Origin of the sequence: uncultured Algibacter sp. (assembly GCF_947495675.1) — a bacterium.
GTDB lineage: Bacteria > Bacteroidota > Bacteroidia > Flavobacteriales > Flavobacteriaceae > Algibacter_B.
In genome coordinates this window covers 81,301-94,800 of the sequence record NZ_CANLZX010000015.1, presented here as the reverse complement: position 1 = coordinate 94,800, position 13,500 = coordinate 81,301, and the positions used below count along the sequence as shown (strand labels likewise).

Below are 13,500 nucleotides of genomic sequence, written 5' to 3'. Positions count from 1 at the left end.
TTAGTTAATTTGATTATAGTTTAGTTGATGGAAAACGCATCCCGAATTTATGGGATGCGTTTTTGTTTAGTATCAACATAAACAGAAGTTGTTTTAAGTTATTTATATGTAACTAATATGTTGGCTATCTTTATTAAATCAGATTCTTCAATTTCGGTTTTAGGAGCTAAAGGAAAAATTTGTTGCCCTGGCCTACTTACAAAAGCAGCTCTCCAACCAGCCCAAAGTGCCCCAGCGACATCCCAACCATGTGCAGCAATTAACATACAGTCTTCTAAATTAACACCCATTTTATTTGTTGCCCAAGAATATACATCTGTAAATGGTTTAAATTTACCTACACTATCAACACTTAGTTTCTCTTCAAAATAATCATTTAAACCAGCACTTTTAAATTGTTTTGTTACACTATCCTTAGATGAATTAGTTAAAGCTACTAACTTATAACCAGCTTGTTTTAAATGTGCCAAAGCCTCTTTTACATCAGGATGTGCAGGTAAACCTTGTAATCCTGATAGAATGACTTTTCGTGCCTCGATTTCAGATATTGCAATATTGTTATTTTTTGCTACCATTTGTAATGCAGCAGCACCAATATAACCAAAAGACTCATGGCGCCCGCTAGCCGATACAACTAAAGAATATTGTAACATAGTAGTAAACCATAATGGTAACAAATCTTCATTACCATTTAAAGCTTTACCAACATGCTTTTTCATTTCTGTAAGATCTAGTAGTGTTTCGTTAACATCAAAAAACAACACCTTAGGTCTGGTTTTAATTTCCATTTAAGAGGTTTTTTCTAAATAAATAGATATTTATTAAAGTTAAAATAATATATAAAATTGGAATTACCGGTGGTTTAAACTCCATTGGTAATATTCTTGCAGGAACTACAGGATGCAAATGGGTGTATATAGCAACCAACATCATTACAATAACAGTTATATTACTAAAATAAAACAGTTGTTTTTTTAAACAAGGTCTAAGAGAATTCCCTTTAAAGGCTAAATAAATTAGCATTAAGCCAACACTAATTTGGCTAATTTTCACAACATATTGCATTAGGCCTGGAAAAGGAAAACCAATAATTGAAAGGTGTTCATAAATAAATGTTTTAAATGGTTGTATAAATTTTGCTATACCTGGAATTAACACAATAAAACCTAACAGACCTGTTATTATTTTGGTTTGATTTTTCACCGTTTAATATGTTAATTTAATTTTGTTAGTACAGATATTATATCGGTAGGCTCTGCTCTTTCTCTATAATCTGCACTTAAGAAAGCATATTGGATAATTCCATTTGTATTAATAACATAAGTAGCTGCTAAAGGCAATTCATTATTAGCATTACCATTCTTTTCATTTAAACCAAATGATGCCTCATAAATTGATGCAACTTCATTTGTTAATTTAAATACCACACCATATTCTTTTCCAATATTGTTTCCTAAATCACTTAAAACGGTGAATTCTAATTTATTTTTTTGGGCAGTAGTTAATGAATTATCTGGCAACTCTGGTGTTAAAGCCAAAAGTGTTGCATTTAATTTTTTAAATTCTGGTAGCTTCTCTTGTAAATAGCGTAGCGTTATATTGCAATAAGGACACCACCCGCCTCTATACCAAGTTAACACTACAGGTCCATTTTCTAATTCCTCATATAAAGAAATGGGGTTGTTTAAAACATTATTAAGTGTAAAGTCTGGTGCTTTATCACCTACATTTAATGCTTTACTAAGTATTCCTGAACTAGAAACACTAGCTATACCATCTGTATAAATTTGATTTTTTTCTTTTGTGAATTTTGCAATACCTGCCTGCCGTTGTTCATCTAACAACGCATCTAAATCACCTTTATTTATACTCATGTTATTTTTTTTATTTTGAAACAGTTTCCTGCTTATTCATTAATTCAGAAAGAACCTGTTTAAAAGTTTCTATTGGTTGTGCGCCTGTAACTGCACTTTTTCTATTAAATATTACAGTTGGAACAGAACTAACACCAGCATTTTGCCAAAGTCCCTCCTTACTTTTTACCTCATAACGAACATCATCGTTATCTAATTTAGACATGCCTTCGTCTACATTTAAACCAACATCTTTTAACGCTTGCTTTAAAACCTCTCTTTTAGAAACATCTTTACGTTCACTAAAAAAAGCTTTGGTTAATGTCATTTTCAATTCGGTTTGTTTACCAAAATGCTTAGCATATTCTAATAGAATATGAGCTTCAAAAGTATTAGACATTCGCATGTTATCAAAATAGTTAAAAGTAAAACCAACTTCTTCTCCTGCTTCTATCATTCTTTGTTGTGATTCTTTAAATTGTTCTATAGTAGAACCATACTTATCTGCAATATGCTCTTGCAGATTTTGTCCCTCTGCAGGCATATTAGGGTTCAACTCAAAAGGTTGCCATTCAATTTCTACTTGATCTTGAATACCTAATTCGTTTATAGCCTTTTCCAATCTTTTATATCCAATAGTACACCAAGGACAAACGACATCTGAAACAATGTCTATTTTTAATTTTTCTTTCATCATAATTTTTTTTAACATCTTCCAAATACATGGAAGATGTATAATTATTAATTTAATTCTCTGTTTATTAAAATTAAGAAACTACATGACCTTTAGACCATTCAAATTTTTTAAATCCAGCATCAACAGGAGTATTTGCTATATGGTTTACATAATTACTAATTGTTTTTTGAGATAAACCTAAAATAATTTCTAATACTTGAGCTTCACCATAACCTGCCTCATAAAAAGCATTTAATTCTTCTTGAGAAACATTTCCTCGATTACGAACAATAGATAATGTTATAGCACGTAGGGCTTCTAATTTAGGATTCTCAAGTGGTATCTCATTACGTAAAGCTTCTGTAATTTCATCATCTACTTTCATCATTTTCGCTATTCCTGTATGAGCAGGAACACAGTAATGACAAGCGTGCTCTACATTTATGGTTTGCCAAACAACCGTTAATTCTTCTTCGTTAAAAGAAGTTTGTGTAAATAACTCATGTAATGTCTGGTAAGCCTCTAAAATTTTTGGAGCTCCAGCTAAAACACCGTGCAAGCCAGGAATCATTCCATAAGCTTTTTGTGATTTTTCTAAAAATGGTTTTGCTTCTTCTGGAGCAGTTTCAATGTTGTGAATTTTTAAAGTTGTCATAATTTTTCTTTTATTATTATTAATTATTATTTCTAAACGTTCGTTTAGTTATTTAGTAAAAAAAATGTTTAAATATTTTTAAAGATCATTTCAATATAATCTTCAATTTCTTTTTCGGTATTTACTCTAGCAGCTGCAGCTAAACCATGTTTTGCCAACAATAAATAATTGGCTTGTTTTTGTATTGTTTTTTCATCTTTTAAGCCATCCATTTGTAATTTCTCAATAATGATTAATTTTAAATTATTCATAAAAGACTGCATTTGTTCTTTTATTATTTGGTCCTCCTTATCAGAAAACTCATTATAGGTATTTGTTACAAAACAACCTTTTTGATTACCTACTTTAAAATTTGAGCTTATAGAATCGTAAAAAAATTGTTTAATATCTTCGACTCCATTTGTGGCTTTTTTAAATTTTTCTAGAGCTGAATTTACTCTTGATTTATAGTGTTTCAAACTTTCAAGAAACAAACCTTGTTTGTTACCAAAACTAGAATATATAGAAAACTTGTTAATGCCCATTTCTTTTTCAAGCATTTGCATAGAAGTACTTTCGTAACCATTTTTCCAGAAAAGGTTCATAGCTTTCTCAACTACTTCTGTTTCATTATATTGTTTTTTACGTGCCATTATTTATTATTACACAACAAAACTAACCAATCGTTTAGTAATAAAAAAACTTTTAACATTTAATTACAAATTCTTGTATTTAGTTTTGAAAAAGAGCTGTAAACTAAAGTGTTTTAGATACTGTATTAACAGCACTAATTGTAAAATCTAAGTCATCATAACTTAAAGCATCTGTTATAAACCAAGTTTCAAATGCACTAGGCGCTATATATACACCTGCATTAAGCATCCCATGAAAGAATTTTTTAAACTTTTCATTATTTCCTTTTGCGGCAGTATCAAAATCTATAACCTGTTCTTCATCAAAATGAACAGAAATCATAGAACCTAATCTATTTATAGTATGTGTGATATTATTTTGAGTTAAAACCTTAGCAATACCCTCATGCAAATAGGCTGTTTTTTCTTTTAATCTATTAAATACTTCTGCATCATTATTCAATTCATTGAGCATCGATAAACCAGCAGCCATAGCTAAAGGGTTTCCGCTTAAGGTACCTGCTTGATAAACGGGTCCTAAAGGCGCTAAATAATTCATAATTTCGTTTCTAGCGGCAAAGGCACCAACTGGTAACCCGCCACCTATTACTTTACCAAAGCAAACAATATCTGCATTAATGTTAAATAATTCTTGGGCACCACCTTTTGCTAAACGAAACCCTGTCATTACCTCATCAAAAACTAATAATATATTATTAGCATCGCATAATTCTCTGAGACCTTCTAAAAAGCCATTTACGGGAGGGATACAACCCATATTTCCGGCTACAGGTTCAATAATAATACAAGCTATTTCATTTTTATTAGCTTGAATTAAAGCCTTTACATTTTCAATGTCGTTATATTTTGCAAGTAAAGTATCTTTGGCTGTACCTTTTGTAACTCCCGGGCTATTAGGGGTTCCAAAAGTACTTGCACCACTTCCTGCTTGAATTAAAAACGAATCAGAATGTCCATGATAACATCCTGCAAATTTTATAATTTTATCTTTACCTGTAAATCCTCTAGCCAAACGTACAGCGCTCATACAGGCCTCTGTACCAGAATTTACAAATCTAATTTTATCAATATTTGGCACCATAGAAACTGCTAATTCGGCAATTTGAGTTTCAATTTCTGTTGGCATACCAAAAGAGGTTCCTTTCTTAGCTTTTTCAATAACAGCATTTACAACAGGTTCATGAGCATGGCCAAGAATCATAGGCCCCCAAGAATTTATATAATCAATTAATCTATTTCCATCTTCATCATATAAATAAGCACCTTTGGCTTCTTTAACAAAAATTGGAGTTCCTCCAACTCCTTTAAATGCTCTTACTGGAGAATTTACACCACCAGGAATTACTTTTTCTGCTTCAGCGAATAATGCGCTGCTCCTCTTATAAATCATAATTAACTAATTAATTTTTTGAAGTAGGTTTTACAATTAATTCCTGCCCAATACTAAGTGCAGTATCTGATAAACCATTAATGTTTTGAAGTTCTTTTACTGTAATATTATATTTTCTTGAAATGGAATATAATGTATCTCCTTGAGCCACCTTATACGTTTCTCGTGGATTTGTTACCGAATTATTATAAACCACATATTTATCACCTAAAACCTCTTTATCATATTTATACAATTGATATCGTTCTATTAGACTAATAAGTTTTTGTGGATATTTTTTGTCGGTTGCGTAACCAGCAGCTCTTAGACCTTTAGCCCAACCTCTATAATCTTCCTTTTTGAGATTAAACAGTTTTGAGTAGCGTTTACGTTCTGTTAAAAATAGAGAATGATCTCTAAATGAATATTTAGCATCTTTATATTTTCTGAAACATTCCTGCTCTTCATCATCATCATGATAGATTTTTTTGCCTGTCCAACCATGACATTTAATTCCAAAATGATTATTAGCTTCAACCGATAACCTACCCTTACCAGAACCTGACTCTAATATACCTTGAGCCAAGGTAATACTAGCAGGGATACCATATAAACTCATTTCTTGTTTTGCAGTATTTTTATGAGAATCTATATAATATTGGGTATTATTGGCATAAACTTTAGGAGTTTCATCAATAGCATCTTTCTTTTTATCATTAGTTTTATTATAAACCTGATTAGAACTATCACTTGGTTTTTTTGTAACAATTGCTTTTTTAGATTTGCAACTAAACACCAAAAGTGTAGCAATTAAAATGATAATGACTCTATTCATTTATTTAAATAATTATTGGTAATTTTTTCTTTTTTAAAGTCGCATTCATCCCTTCAATTCCTTGTAATCCACCTGTATGAATGGCTAAAATTTTAGATCCTTTAGGAAAATAATCTTTTTCAATTAAATCCATAATCCCAAACAACATTTTACCAGTATATACAGGATCTAAAGGAATTCTATAATCAGATTTAAAGTGATTTATAAACGTGACTAATTCTTCATTTATTTTAGCATAACCACCAAAATGATAATCTGTAATTAATTTCCAATTACTTTGTACTGCAAATTTACTAATATCATCCTTTAAAAAATCACCTTTTAGCGCAGGAAAACCTAAAACTTGTTGACTAGGTTTTGAACAATTTATGATTCCTGATATAGTACCTCCGGTTCCTACAGCACAACATACATAATCAAATACTATATCTTTTTCGGTTAAAATTTCTTCACAACCTTTTATTGCAAAACTGTTTGTACCACCTTCAGGAATCATGTAAAATTCACCAAATTCTTCATTTAAGGCATTCAAAAAGTTTTCAGAAGTTTTATTCCTGTAATCTTCACGAGTAACAAACTTAAACTTCATTCCATTAGCCTTAGCAAACCTTAAAGTGGGGTTATCTTCAATTTTATTTGGCAGTTCATCACCTCTAATAACTCCTATAGTATTAAAGCCAATTAAATTACCTGCAGAGGCTACCGCAGCAATATGATTTGAAAAAGCACCTCCAAAAGTTAACAAGGTTTTATAACTTGTTTTTTCGGCTTGTAAAAGATTGTATTTGAGTTTTCTGTATTTGTTTCCAGACACAAAAGCATGTAGTTTATCTTCTCGCTTTATAAATAACTCTATACCCTTTTCTTTAGCTAGATTTACCTGTTCATTTACCGAATTTTCGAACTCATATATCATTTACGCGAAGATAATTTAAAAAACTCCAAAAAGTTCTTTGTTTTAAATAATTTAGACTTAATTGATTAGTATATGCCTCTCTTTCAAACGAAATATTTCTGTAGGCAATTTGCCAATTTCTGTATTGTATTAATCTTACTAAAAATTCTACAATATAAAACACATAAAAAGGAATTACTAAAAGCTCTAATTGCTGTCTTAAATGTATTTTTTCATGGTTAATTAATGCCTGATTACCTTTCAAATTCTTTGATTTTAAAAATACAAAAGGAAATATAGTTATTCCTGTATAACCTTTTGGAACTAAATATTTAGAAATAAAAATCATGTTAATACCTACTCAAAAATCAAACCAATTTACATTATCTTTGTGATAAATGAAAAAAATAATCCCCATTGAAGAGGGCGATTTCTATCTAACACCGGAAGGTTATCGCTGTTTTACCGAACAATACCATTTAAAACGTGGGTATTGTTGCGAGAGTGGCTGTAAACATTGTCCGTATGGATATAACAAAGCAACTAATTCCATTAAAAAATAATTGTTTTTTTAAATATTTACTTTACAAAACTCTACACTAAAAAAAGTATTTTATGGTTAGACTTAAAATCTTGGTGCTGTTTTATACTGGCAATCAATTTGGTATGATTATTGATGTTATTTAAGAACAGATTTTGTGCATTAAATGAGTTAACTATTTTTTTAACATCACGAAGAAAAATAGCACTTACATAAAATGCAACATTACCAAATTTTGATAATGAAAGTCTTTTAAATTCACTATAACCATTAAAAAAATTGTACTATGAAAAAAATTTTAAAAACTCTACCGATTTTAGCCTTACTAATTATGGTTTCATCTTGTAGCACTGTTAGAGTTGCAGCAGATTATGATAAAGAAGCGGCATTTAGTGAATATAAAACCTTTGCATTCTTTAAAACTGGCATTGATAAAGCAGAAATTAGCGATTTAGATAAGCGTAGAATTCTAAGAGCTATTGAAGCAGAACTATTAGCTAAAGGTTTTACAAAATCTGAAAAGCCAGATTTATTAGTTAGTTTATTTACAAAATCTCAACAACGTGTTGATGTTTACAACAATTCCTGGGGCATGAATGGCTGGGGTTGGGGTGGCTGGGGAGGCTTTGGTCCTGGATGGGGATGGGGTTGGAACCAACCTAATGTTTCAACAAGTGTTCAAGGTCATTTGTATATAGATTTAATTGATGCTAATAAAAAAGAACTGGTTTGGCAAGGTATGGGAACTGGATATTTAACTAGAAATATGGAAAAGAAAGAAGCCCGTATAAAAGAGTTTGTAACAAAAATTATGGAGAAATATCCTCCGGGAACTCAACAATAATAAAAAATAAAAGGCAACTCTTCGAGTTGCCTTTTTTATTGGATCGTAATATCAATCTTCCTTAATTTAAATTCTATTCTGGAATTTTTCAATAAATTTCTAATTACAATTCTATAGCTAGCCTATTAGAATAACTTACAAGTAAATACTATTTATAATTGAAAGAAATACTAATTTATTCATGTTTTAATGAATTATTCGTATTTTTATTAAGTATTTATATGTAAAAATCAGAAATGTCCAATTTATTCGAATCTAACGAAATACTAAAAAAGCTACCAAAGCACTTAAAACAATTTATTAAACCTCAAAATTATGAGGATTATTCGGCTATTGATCAAGCAGTATGGCGTTATGTAATGCGTAAAAATGTAGATTTTCTAAGTACCGTAGCTCACGACTCTTATTTAGAAGGCTTAAAACAAACTGGCATTTCTATTAATAATATTCCTAACATGTATGGCATGAACCGTATTTTAAAAAATATTGGTTGGGCAGCAGTTGCTGTTGATGGATTTATACCTCCAAATGCCTTTATGGAATTTCAAGCTTATAACGTTTTAGTTATTGCAAGTGATATTAGACAATTAGAACATATTGAATACACGCCTGCTCCAGATATTATTCATGAAGGTGCAGGCCACGCACCAATTATTGCTAATCCGGAATATGCTGAATACTTGAGACGTTTTGGTGAAATTGGATGTAAAGCCATTTCATCTGCTAAAGATTATGAATTATATGAAGCTGTTAGACATTTATCAATAATAAAAGAAGCACCCAATTCTTTAAAAGAGGACATTGAATTAGCAGAAAAAAAAGTAGATAATTTACAGCAGAATATGGGGAAACCCAGCGAAATGGCACTAATAAGAAATTTACATTGGTGGACTGTTGAATATGGTTTAATAGGAACTATTGAAAACCCCAAAATATATGGTGCCGGCTTACTATCATCCATTGGAGAGAGTGCTTGGTGTATGACTAATGAGGTTGAAAAACTACCATATACGATTGAGGCAACTTATAAAAATTTTGATATTACCAAACCTCAACCCCAACTTTATGTTACTCCAGATTTTGCACATTTAAGTTTAATATTAGAAGAGTTTGCAAGCACTATGGCATTACGCAAAGGTGGTCTTTCTGGGCTTAACAAACTCATTGAATCTAAGGCTTTAGGAACTATCGAATTGAGTACTGGATTACAAGTTTCTGGGGTTTTCAATACTGTTATTGAACATGAAGGCAAACCTATTTATATCCAAACTAAAGAAAAAACAGCGCTTGCCTATCGCGAAAAAGAATTAGTTGGACATGGCACGAATACCCATCTAAAAGGTTTTGGATCTCCAATAGGCAAACTGAAAGGTATTAACCTAGCTATTGAAGATATGAGTCCACGTGACTTAGCTGCTTACAATATTTACGAAGACAAAATGGTAAACTTAATGTTTGAAGGTGGCATACAAATATCTGGTAAAATTATTACAGGTAAACGAAATTTACAAGGTAAAATAATTCTAATAAGTTTTAAAAACTGCACGGTTATACATAACGAAACTGTTTTATTTAAGCCAGAATGGGGTATTTACGATATGGCCGTTGGCAAGGAAATAACCTCAGCTTTTTCTGGCCCTGCAGATTTTAATAGCTTTGATTTAATCACTCATAAAATTACTTCACAAACTATTCATATTGAAAAATCGGAAAATCGCATAGCATTAGAAGCATTATACCAACAAATTAAAGATTATAGAGAAGGTACTAATAAAACTATTTCTAGAACCAAAGTATTAGAGCAACTTATAGAAAAACACCCAAATGACTGGTTATTACCTGTTGAAATTTATGAATTGGCTTACTTAGAAAACGAACATGAATTATTAGAAAAAATATCGATTCATTTAAATACTATAAAACTAAATAATCCAAAATTTGGACATTTAATTGATGATGGTTTAAAGATTGTAAGAAACAATTCAACTATCAAAAAAATTACCTAAATCGCTTTAAAGTCTTTTTAGTAAACTTACTTAATACAAGCCTACCACTTAATTCGGCACGCTGAGCCAACAAAGTATCCCAGTCATCAGTATTTTTCCAAAACACTTGCTTCATTTCCTTAAGTGCCTCAGAATTATATCCAGCTAACTTTTCAGATAAAATCTTTACAGCCTCATCCAAAGCTTCAGTTGTTGCAAATACTTCAGAGTACAAACCCTTTTCTTTTGCAAATTCAGTTGTAAAAAAAGTTTCAGCATCAATAGTCATTTGAGACATTGCAGTTACTCCAATTTTTCTTGATACAGCTGGCTCTATAACAAACGGACCAATACCAATACTTAACTCACTTAAGCGTATAGAAGCGTATTGTGTTGCCATACAATAATCTGTCGCAGCAACCAAACCAACACCACCTCCAACAGCTTTTCCTTGCACTCGCCCAATAATTAATTTTGGACAGTTACGCATAGCATTAATAACTTTTGCAAAACCCAAGAAAAATTGTTTACCTGTTGCTTCATCATCAATAGCAATAACTTCATTAAAACTAGCTCCTGCACAAAATGTTCTTTCACCTCCACTTTTTAAAACAATCACTTTAACAGAATCATTATTACCAGCTTCAATTATTGTTTGTTCTAATTTTAACAAAATATCGCTTGGCATTGAATTTCTGTTTGGATGAAAAAACTCCACATAACCAACATAATTCTGAATAGTTAGCGTCACATAAGGCTCCATAAATATTATAGTTTTTAAAGTTTGAATATACACAAATTTTTAAAGAATTTTAATGCAACATATGTTACTAATACTTTAAAAAAAATTATGGTAATTTGCAGCAAAAATTAGACAATGGGTTTATTAGATTTCTTATTTGGCAATAAAAAAAACATGATTAACGATTTTATAACTAAAGGTGCTGTTATTATAGATGTACGTACCACTAAAGAATATAGTCAAGGTGCCATTTCTGGTTCAAAAAACATTCCATTACAAGTTATTAACTCTAAAATTAGTGAGATAAAAAAACTTAACAAACCAGTAATTACATGCTGCGCTAGTGGTATGCGGTCTGGAAGTGCTGCTTCAATATTAAAAAATAACGGCATTGAAGCTATTAATGGTGGAGGCTGGATGAGCTTAAATAGTAAATTATAGTTTTATTGCCTTTAAATCTTCGGGAGTTTGTATTGGGGTTTCATTATATGTTAAAGTCCAACCCAGAGAGTTTGTTAAAATATAAAATTTTGACAATTCACTAACTAATCTATTTTTTGCGTTTGTTTTTATATCTGAATTTTCGATTTTGGTAAATAAAGACTTATTAATGCTGTTTTTAATATTGTTATAATCATTAGCTTCAAATGGATTTAAATAGTCTGCTTGTACATCATAATATTCTAAATCTGGGTTTATATTAATTTCTTCTTCAGGAATACTTAAAATATTTAGCGTTTTATTTAGCTCGTCTACTTCAAATTTAATTTTACTTAAATCATAAGCTACAGTAACTTTTGCATTAACTATTACTAAAGCTTTTTTTTCGACCGAGAGTAAATCTCCAAAAATGTCTTTTGAGTTTTTATATGTAAAAACTTCACTAAAATGGCCTTCTGTTACTATAAGCTTACCAACATTATTAATTTGCTCTTGAATAAGTGCTGAGTTTTCTTGAAGAACTATTTTATCTTCTTTTTTATCTCCACAGTATTTAAAAGTGAATAAAGCAACTAAAGTAATTATAACACCAAATAGAATTTTTCGCATGCACTAATTTAGAAATAAATTAATATTTAAAGTAAGTTGAACAGTTAAATTTAAAGCAAAAAAAACATCGGTTTTCTTCGACGTAAGAAGTCTAAACCAATGTATTAAAAAACTAACATTACAAATATATAGGCATTTAATAAGGTTTATATTAACCTAAAGTTAAACAAATATTAATTTGAAGAATAATTATTAAAGAGAATAAAAAAAAACATCAAAAGAATATCATTTTACCGAATATTACAATTGATGTCTTTTGATATGAACTGATTAATAGCATTCTAAATCTACAATTAAAAGCACTAGGTCTATTAAATTTTCGATAAAATGTTATTAAAAAAGATTAAGCGCAATATATTGATTATCAAGCATGATTAAACAGATAACAACTATCATATTAAGATATTACAATCTTATTATTTGTTAAATAGTGAAAAATGTACTTTATAATTACAGAGGCATTATTGAGTTTAAAACTTATTTAATATGAGGAAATTTTAATTTTAGACTCTTAATTTTTGTTTCTAAGTTTTGAATAAATTCTTTATGGGCTAAAGATGTTTCATTAAAAGGTTTATGTTTTAATCCTTTTTGAATAACATCAACCTCATCCATTACCTTGTAAGCTTCTTTTGAAATCCAAACGGTTTTAAAGGTATTCCAGATGTAATTTATTGCCAACTCACTTGGATGAACCATGTCTTGATTATAAAAACGATAATCACGAAGTTCATCCATCATAATTTCAAATGATGGAAAATAAATTGACTGATTAGCAATAACTCGATGAATTGCCGTTATTAAATGTGCTTTACTTAAAGTATTCTCTATAAAACCATCTTTTATATGTCTGATGGGTGAAACGGTAAATATTATTGTTGCTTTATAATTAACACTTCTAATAACATTTAAAATATTTTTTAAAGAAGTTGTAATGTCATCAACAGATAGCAATTCTTTTTTAAATTGTTTTTGTGGTACTTTATGGCAGTTAGCAACAATCTTATCTGTTTTTAAATCTCGATAAACCCAAGCTGTACCCAGAGTGATTATTATGTGTGTTGCATTTTTTATACTATTAAAAGACTGCTTTATTTTAGAATTTAAATCTATTACTAACGTCTCTTTTGATGGATTACTTAATTTTGAATGGGCATCAAAACTATGCCATTGCTCGTTATGATAAAACACATCATATTCTGAGTATTGTTTACCCTCAATAGCATTTACAATTAAAGTTTCAATAGCTTTGGGATGAAATAATATCCCAAAGGGGTTTTGATTAGTTTGAAACTTAAAATAATCAAGCTTTTTACCTATGTTTTCTGAAAAACAAGAGCCAAATAATATCACATTAGAATGATAGTCTATCAAATTATCAGACTGTTTATCTAAAGGTATTTTGGTTTGAAGTTTCATCTTT

17 protein-coding genes are annotated in these 13,500 nt (G+C 30.0%); 4 read left to right on the top strand and 13 right to left on the bottom strand.

Annotated features, from left to right (window positions below):
* Positions 1-98 precede the first annotated feature (98 nt).
* The 10 genes from Q0842_RS11595 to Q0842_RS11550 form a co-directional block, all read right to left on the bottom strand.
* Positions 99-788, bottom strand: a complete 690-nt coding sequence (locus tag Q0842_RS11595) for a haloacid dehalogenase type II (RefSeq protein WP_298498206.1) — start codon at positions 786-788, stop codon at positions 99-101.
* Positions 778-1,203 carry a hypothetical protein gene (locus Q0842_RS11590; RefSeq protein ID WP_298498204.1) on the bottom strand — a complete coding sequence of 142 codons (426 nt, stop codon included), beginning with the start codon at positions 1,201-1,203 and terminating at the stop codon, positions 778-780. The genes Q0842_RS11595 and Q0842_RS11590 overlap by 11 nt, the downstream gene beginning before the upstream one ends.
* Positions 1,204-1,214: 11 nt before the next feature.
* A complete protein-coding gene (locus tag Q0842_RS11585) occupies positions 1,215-1,874 on the bottom strand; it encodes a peroxiredoxin-like family protein (RefSeq protein WP_298498201.1) in 660 nt (219 codons plus the stop codon).
* A 10-nt stretch (positions 1,875-1,884) separates the two neighbouring features.
* A complete protein-coding gene (locus tag Q0842_RS11580) occupies positions 1,885-2,547 on the bottom strand; it encodes a DsbA family oxidoreductase (protein WP_298498232.1) in 663 nt (220 codons plus the stop codon).
* A gap of 73 nt (positions 2,548-2,620) precedes the next feature.
* On the bottom strand, positions 2,621-3,184 hold the full coding sequence (locus tag Q0842_RS11575; protein WP_298498200.1) for a carboxymuconolactone decarboxylase family protein: 564 nt from the start codon (positions 3,182-3,184) through the stop codon (positions 2,621-2,623).
* Positions 3,185-3,252: 68 nt separating this feature from the next.
* Entirely contained in the window at positions 3,253-3,816 is a 564-nt protein-coding gene (locus Q0842_RS11570; protein WP_298498198.1) for a TetR/AcrR family transcriptional regulator, read from the bottom strand.
* A 103-nt stretch (positions 3,817-3,919) separates the two neighbouring features.
* Positions 3,920-5,206, bottom strand: coding sequence for a glutamate-1-semialdehyde 2,1-aminomutase (gene hemL / locus Q0842_RS11565; protein WP_298498195.1), 1,287 nt, complete (start codon positions 5,204-5,206; stop codon positions 3,920-3,922).
* Positions 5,207-5,216: 10 nt separating this feature from the next.
* Positions 5,217-6,020 carry a glucosaminidase domain-containing protein gene (locus Q0842_RS11560; protein WP_298498193.1) on the bottom strand — a complete coding sequence of 268 codons (804 nt, stop codon included), beginning with the start codon at positions 6,018-6,020 and terminating at the stop codon, positions 5,217-5,219.
* A gap of 4 nt (positions 6,021-6,024) precedes the next feature.
* Positions 6,025-6,936, bottom strand: a complete 912-nt coding sequence (locus Q0842_RS11555) for a 1-aminocyclopropane-1-carboxylate deaminase/D-cysteine desulfhydrase (protein WP_298498191.1) — start codon at positions 6,934-6,936, stop codon at positions 6,025-6,027.
* Positions 6,926-7,264, bottom strand: coding sequence for a hypothetical protein (locus Q0842_RS11550; RefSeq protein ID WP_298498190.1), 339 nt, complete (start codon positions 7,262-7,264; stop codon positions 6,926-6,928). The genes Q0842_RS11555 and Q0842_RS11550 overlap by 11 nt, the downstream gene beginning before the upstream one ends.
* Before the next feature lie 49 nt (positions 7,265-7,313).
* Between Q0842_RS11550 and Q0842_RS11545 the strand changes: the two genes are divergently transcribed.
* From Q0842_RS11545 to Q0842_RS11535, 3 genes are all read left to right on the top strand, one after another.
* On the top strand, positions 7,314-7,478 hold the full coding sequence (locus tag Q0842_RS11545; protein WP_298498189.1) for a DUF5522 domain-containing protein: 165 nt from the start codon (positions 7,314-7,316) through the stop codon (positions 7,476-7,478).
* 264 nt (positions 7,479-7,742) lie between these two features.
* The gene (locus Q0842_RS11540; protein ID WP_298498188.1) at positions 7,743-8,300 is read left to right on the top strand and encodes a DUF4136 domain-containing protein; all 558 of its coding nucleotides are present in this window, start codon (positions 7,743-7,745) and stop codon (positions 8,298-8,300) included.
* 236 nt (positions 8,301-8,536) lie between these two features.
* Positions 8,537-10,306: an aromatic amino acid hydroxylase gene (locus Q0842_RS11535; RefSeq protein ID WP_298498186.1), complete on the top strand. Its 1,770-nt coding sequence runs from the start codon at positions 8,537-8,539 to the stop codon at positions 10,304-10,306.
* Here Q0842_RS11535 and Q0842_RS11530 read toward each other — a convergent pair.
* Complete coding sequence (locus Q0842_RS11530; protein ID WP_298498184.1) at positions 10,299-11,048, bottom strand: enoyl-CoA hydratase/isomerase family protein; 750 nt, start codon at positions 11,046-11,048, stop codon at positions 10,299-10,301. The genes Q0842_RS11535 and Q0842_RS11530 overlap by 8 nt on opposite strands.
* A 114-nt stretch (positions 11,049-11,162) precedes the next feature.
* Here Q0842_RS11530 and Q0842_RS11525 point away from each other — a divergent pair, with 114 nt between their 5' ends.
* Positions 11,163-11,468: a rhodanese-like domain-containing protein gene (locus tag Q0842_RS11525; protein ID WP_298498182.1), complete on the top strand. Its 306-nt coding sequence runs from the start codon at positions 11,163-11,165 to the stop codon at positions 11,466-11,468.
* Here the strand turns inward: Q0842_RS11525 and Q0842_RS11520 are convergent.
* Together Q0842_RS11520 and Q0842_RS11515 are read right to left on the bottom strand one after the other, a co-directional pair.
* Complete coding sequence (locus Q0842_RS11520; RefSeq protein ID WP_298498180.1) at positions 11,463-12,077, bottom strand: DUF4230 domain-containing protein; 615 nt, start codon at positions 12,075-12,077, stop codon at positions 11,463-11,465. The genes Q0842_RS11525 and Q0842_RS11520 overlap by 6 nt on opposite strands.
* 477 nt (positions 12,078-12,554) lie before the next feature.
* Complete coding sequence (locus Q0842_RS11515) at positions 12,555-13,496, bottom strand: GSCFA domain-containing protein (RefSeq protein WP_298498178.1); 942 nt, start codon at positions 13,494-13,496, stop codon at positions 12,555-12,557.
* Positions 13,497-13,500 lie beyond the last annotated feature (4 nt).

Excerpts from the sequence above, each read along its gene's own strand:
- Q0842_RS11595 (WP_298498206.1), bottom strand. The coding sequence starts at position 788 with ATGGAAATTAAAACCAGACCTAAGGTGTTGTTTTTTGATGTTAACGAA.
- Q0842_RS11585 (WP_298498201.1), bottom strand. The coding sequence starts at position 1,874 with ATGAGTATAAATAAAGGTGATTTAGATGCGTTGTTAGATGAACAACGG.
- Q0842_RS11580 (WP_298498232.1), bottom strand. The coding sequence starts at position 2,547 with ATGAAAGAAAAATTAAAAATAGACATTGTTTCAGATGTCGTTTGTCCT.
- Q0842_RS11575 (WP_298498200.1), bottom strand. The coding sequence starts at position 3,184 with ATGACAACTTTAAAAATTCACAACATTGAAACTGCTCCAGAAGAAGCA.
- Q0842_RS11570 (WP_298498198.1), bottom strand. The coding sequence starts at position 3,816 with ATGGCACGTAAAAAACAATATAATGAAACAGAAGTAGTTGAGAAAGCT.
- hemL (WP_298498195.1), bottom strand. The coding sequence starts at position 5,206 with ATGATTTATAAGAGGAGCAGCGCATTATTCGCTGAAGCAGAAAAAGTA.
- Q0842_RS11560 (WP_298498193.1), bottom strand. The coding sequence starts at position 6,020 with ATGAATAGAGTCATTATCATTTTAATTGCTACACTTTTGGTGTTTAGT.
- Q0842_RS11555 (WP_298498191.1), bottom strand. The coding sequence starts at position 6,936 with ATGATATATGAGTTCGAAAATTCGGTAAATGAACAGGTAAATCTAGCT.
- Q0842_RS11550 (WP_298498190.1), bottom strand. The coding sequence starts at position 7,264 with ATGATTTTTATTTCTAAATATTTAGTTCCAAAAGGTTATACAGGAATA.
- Q0842_RS11545 (WP_298498189.1), top strand. The coding sequence starts at position 7,314 with ATGAAAAAAATAATCCCCATTGAAGAGGGCGATTTCTATCTAACACCG.
- Q0842_RS11540 (WP_298498188.1), top strand. The coding sequence starts at position 7,743 with ATGAAAAAAATTTTAAAAACTCTACCGATTTTAGCCTTACTAATTATG.
- Q0842_RS11535 (WP_298498186.1), top strand. The coding sequence starts at position 8,537 with ATGTCCAATTTATTCGAATCTAACGAAATACTAAAAAAGCTACCAAAG.
- Q0842_RS11530 (WP_298498184.1), bottom strand. The coding sequence starts at position 11,048 with ATGGAGCCTTATGTGACGCTAACTATTCAGAATTATGTTGGTTATGTG.
- Q0842_RS11525 (WP_298498182.1), top strand. The coding sequence starts at position 11,163 with ATGGGTTTATTAGATTTCTTATTTGGCAATAAAAAAAACATGATTAAC.
- Q0842_RS11520 (WP_298498180.1), bottom strand. The coding sequence starts at position 12,077 with ATGCGAAAAATTCTATTTGGTGTTATAATTACTTTAGTTGCTTTATTC.
- Q0842_RS11515 (WP_298498178.1), bottom strand. The coding sequence starts at position 13,496 with ATGAAACTTCAAACCAAAATACCTTTAGATAAACAGTCTGATAATTTG.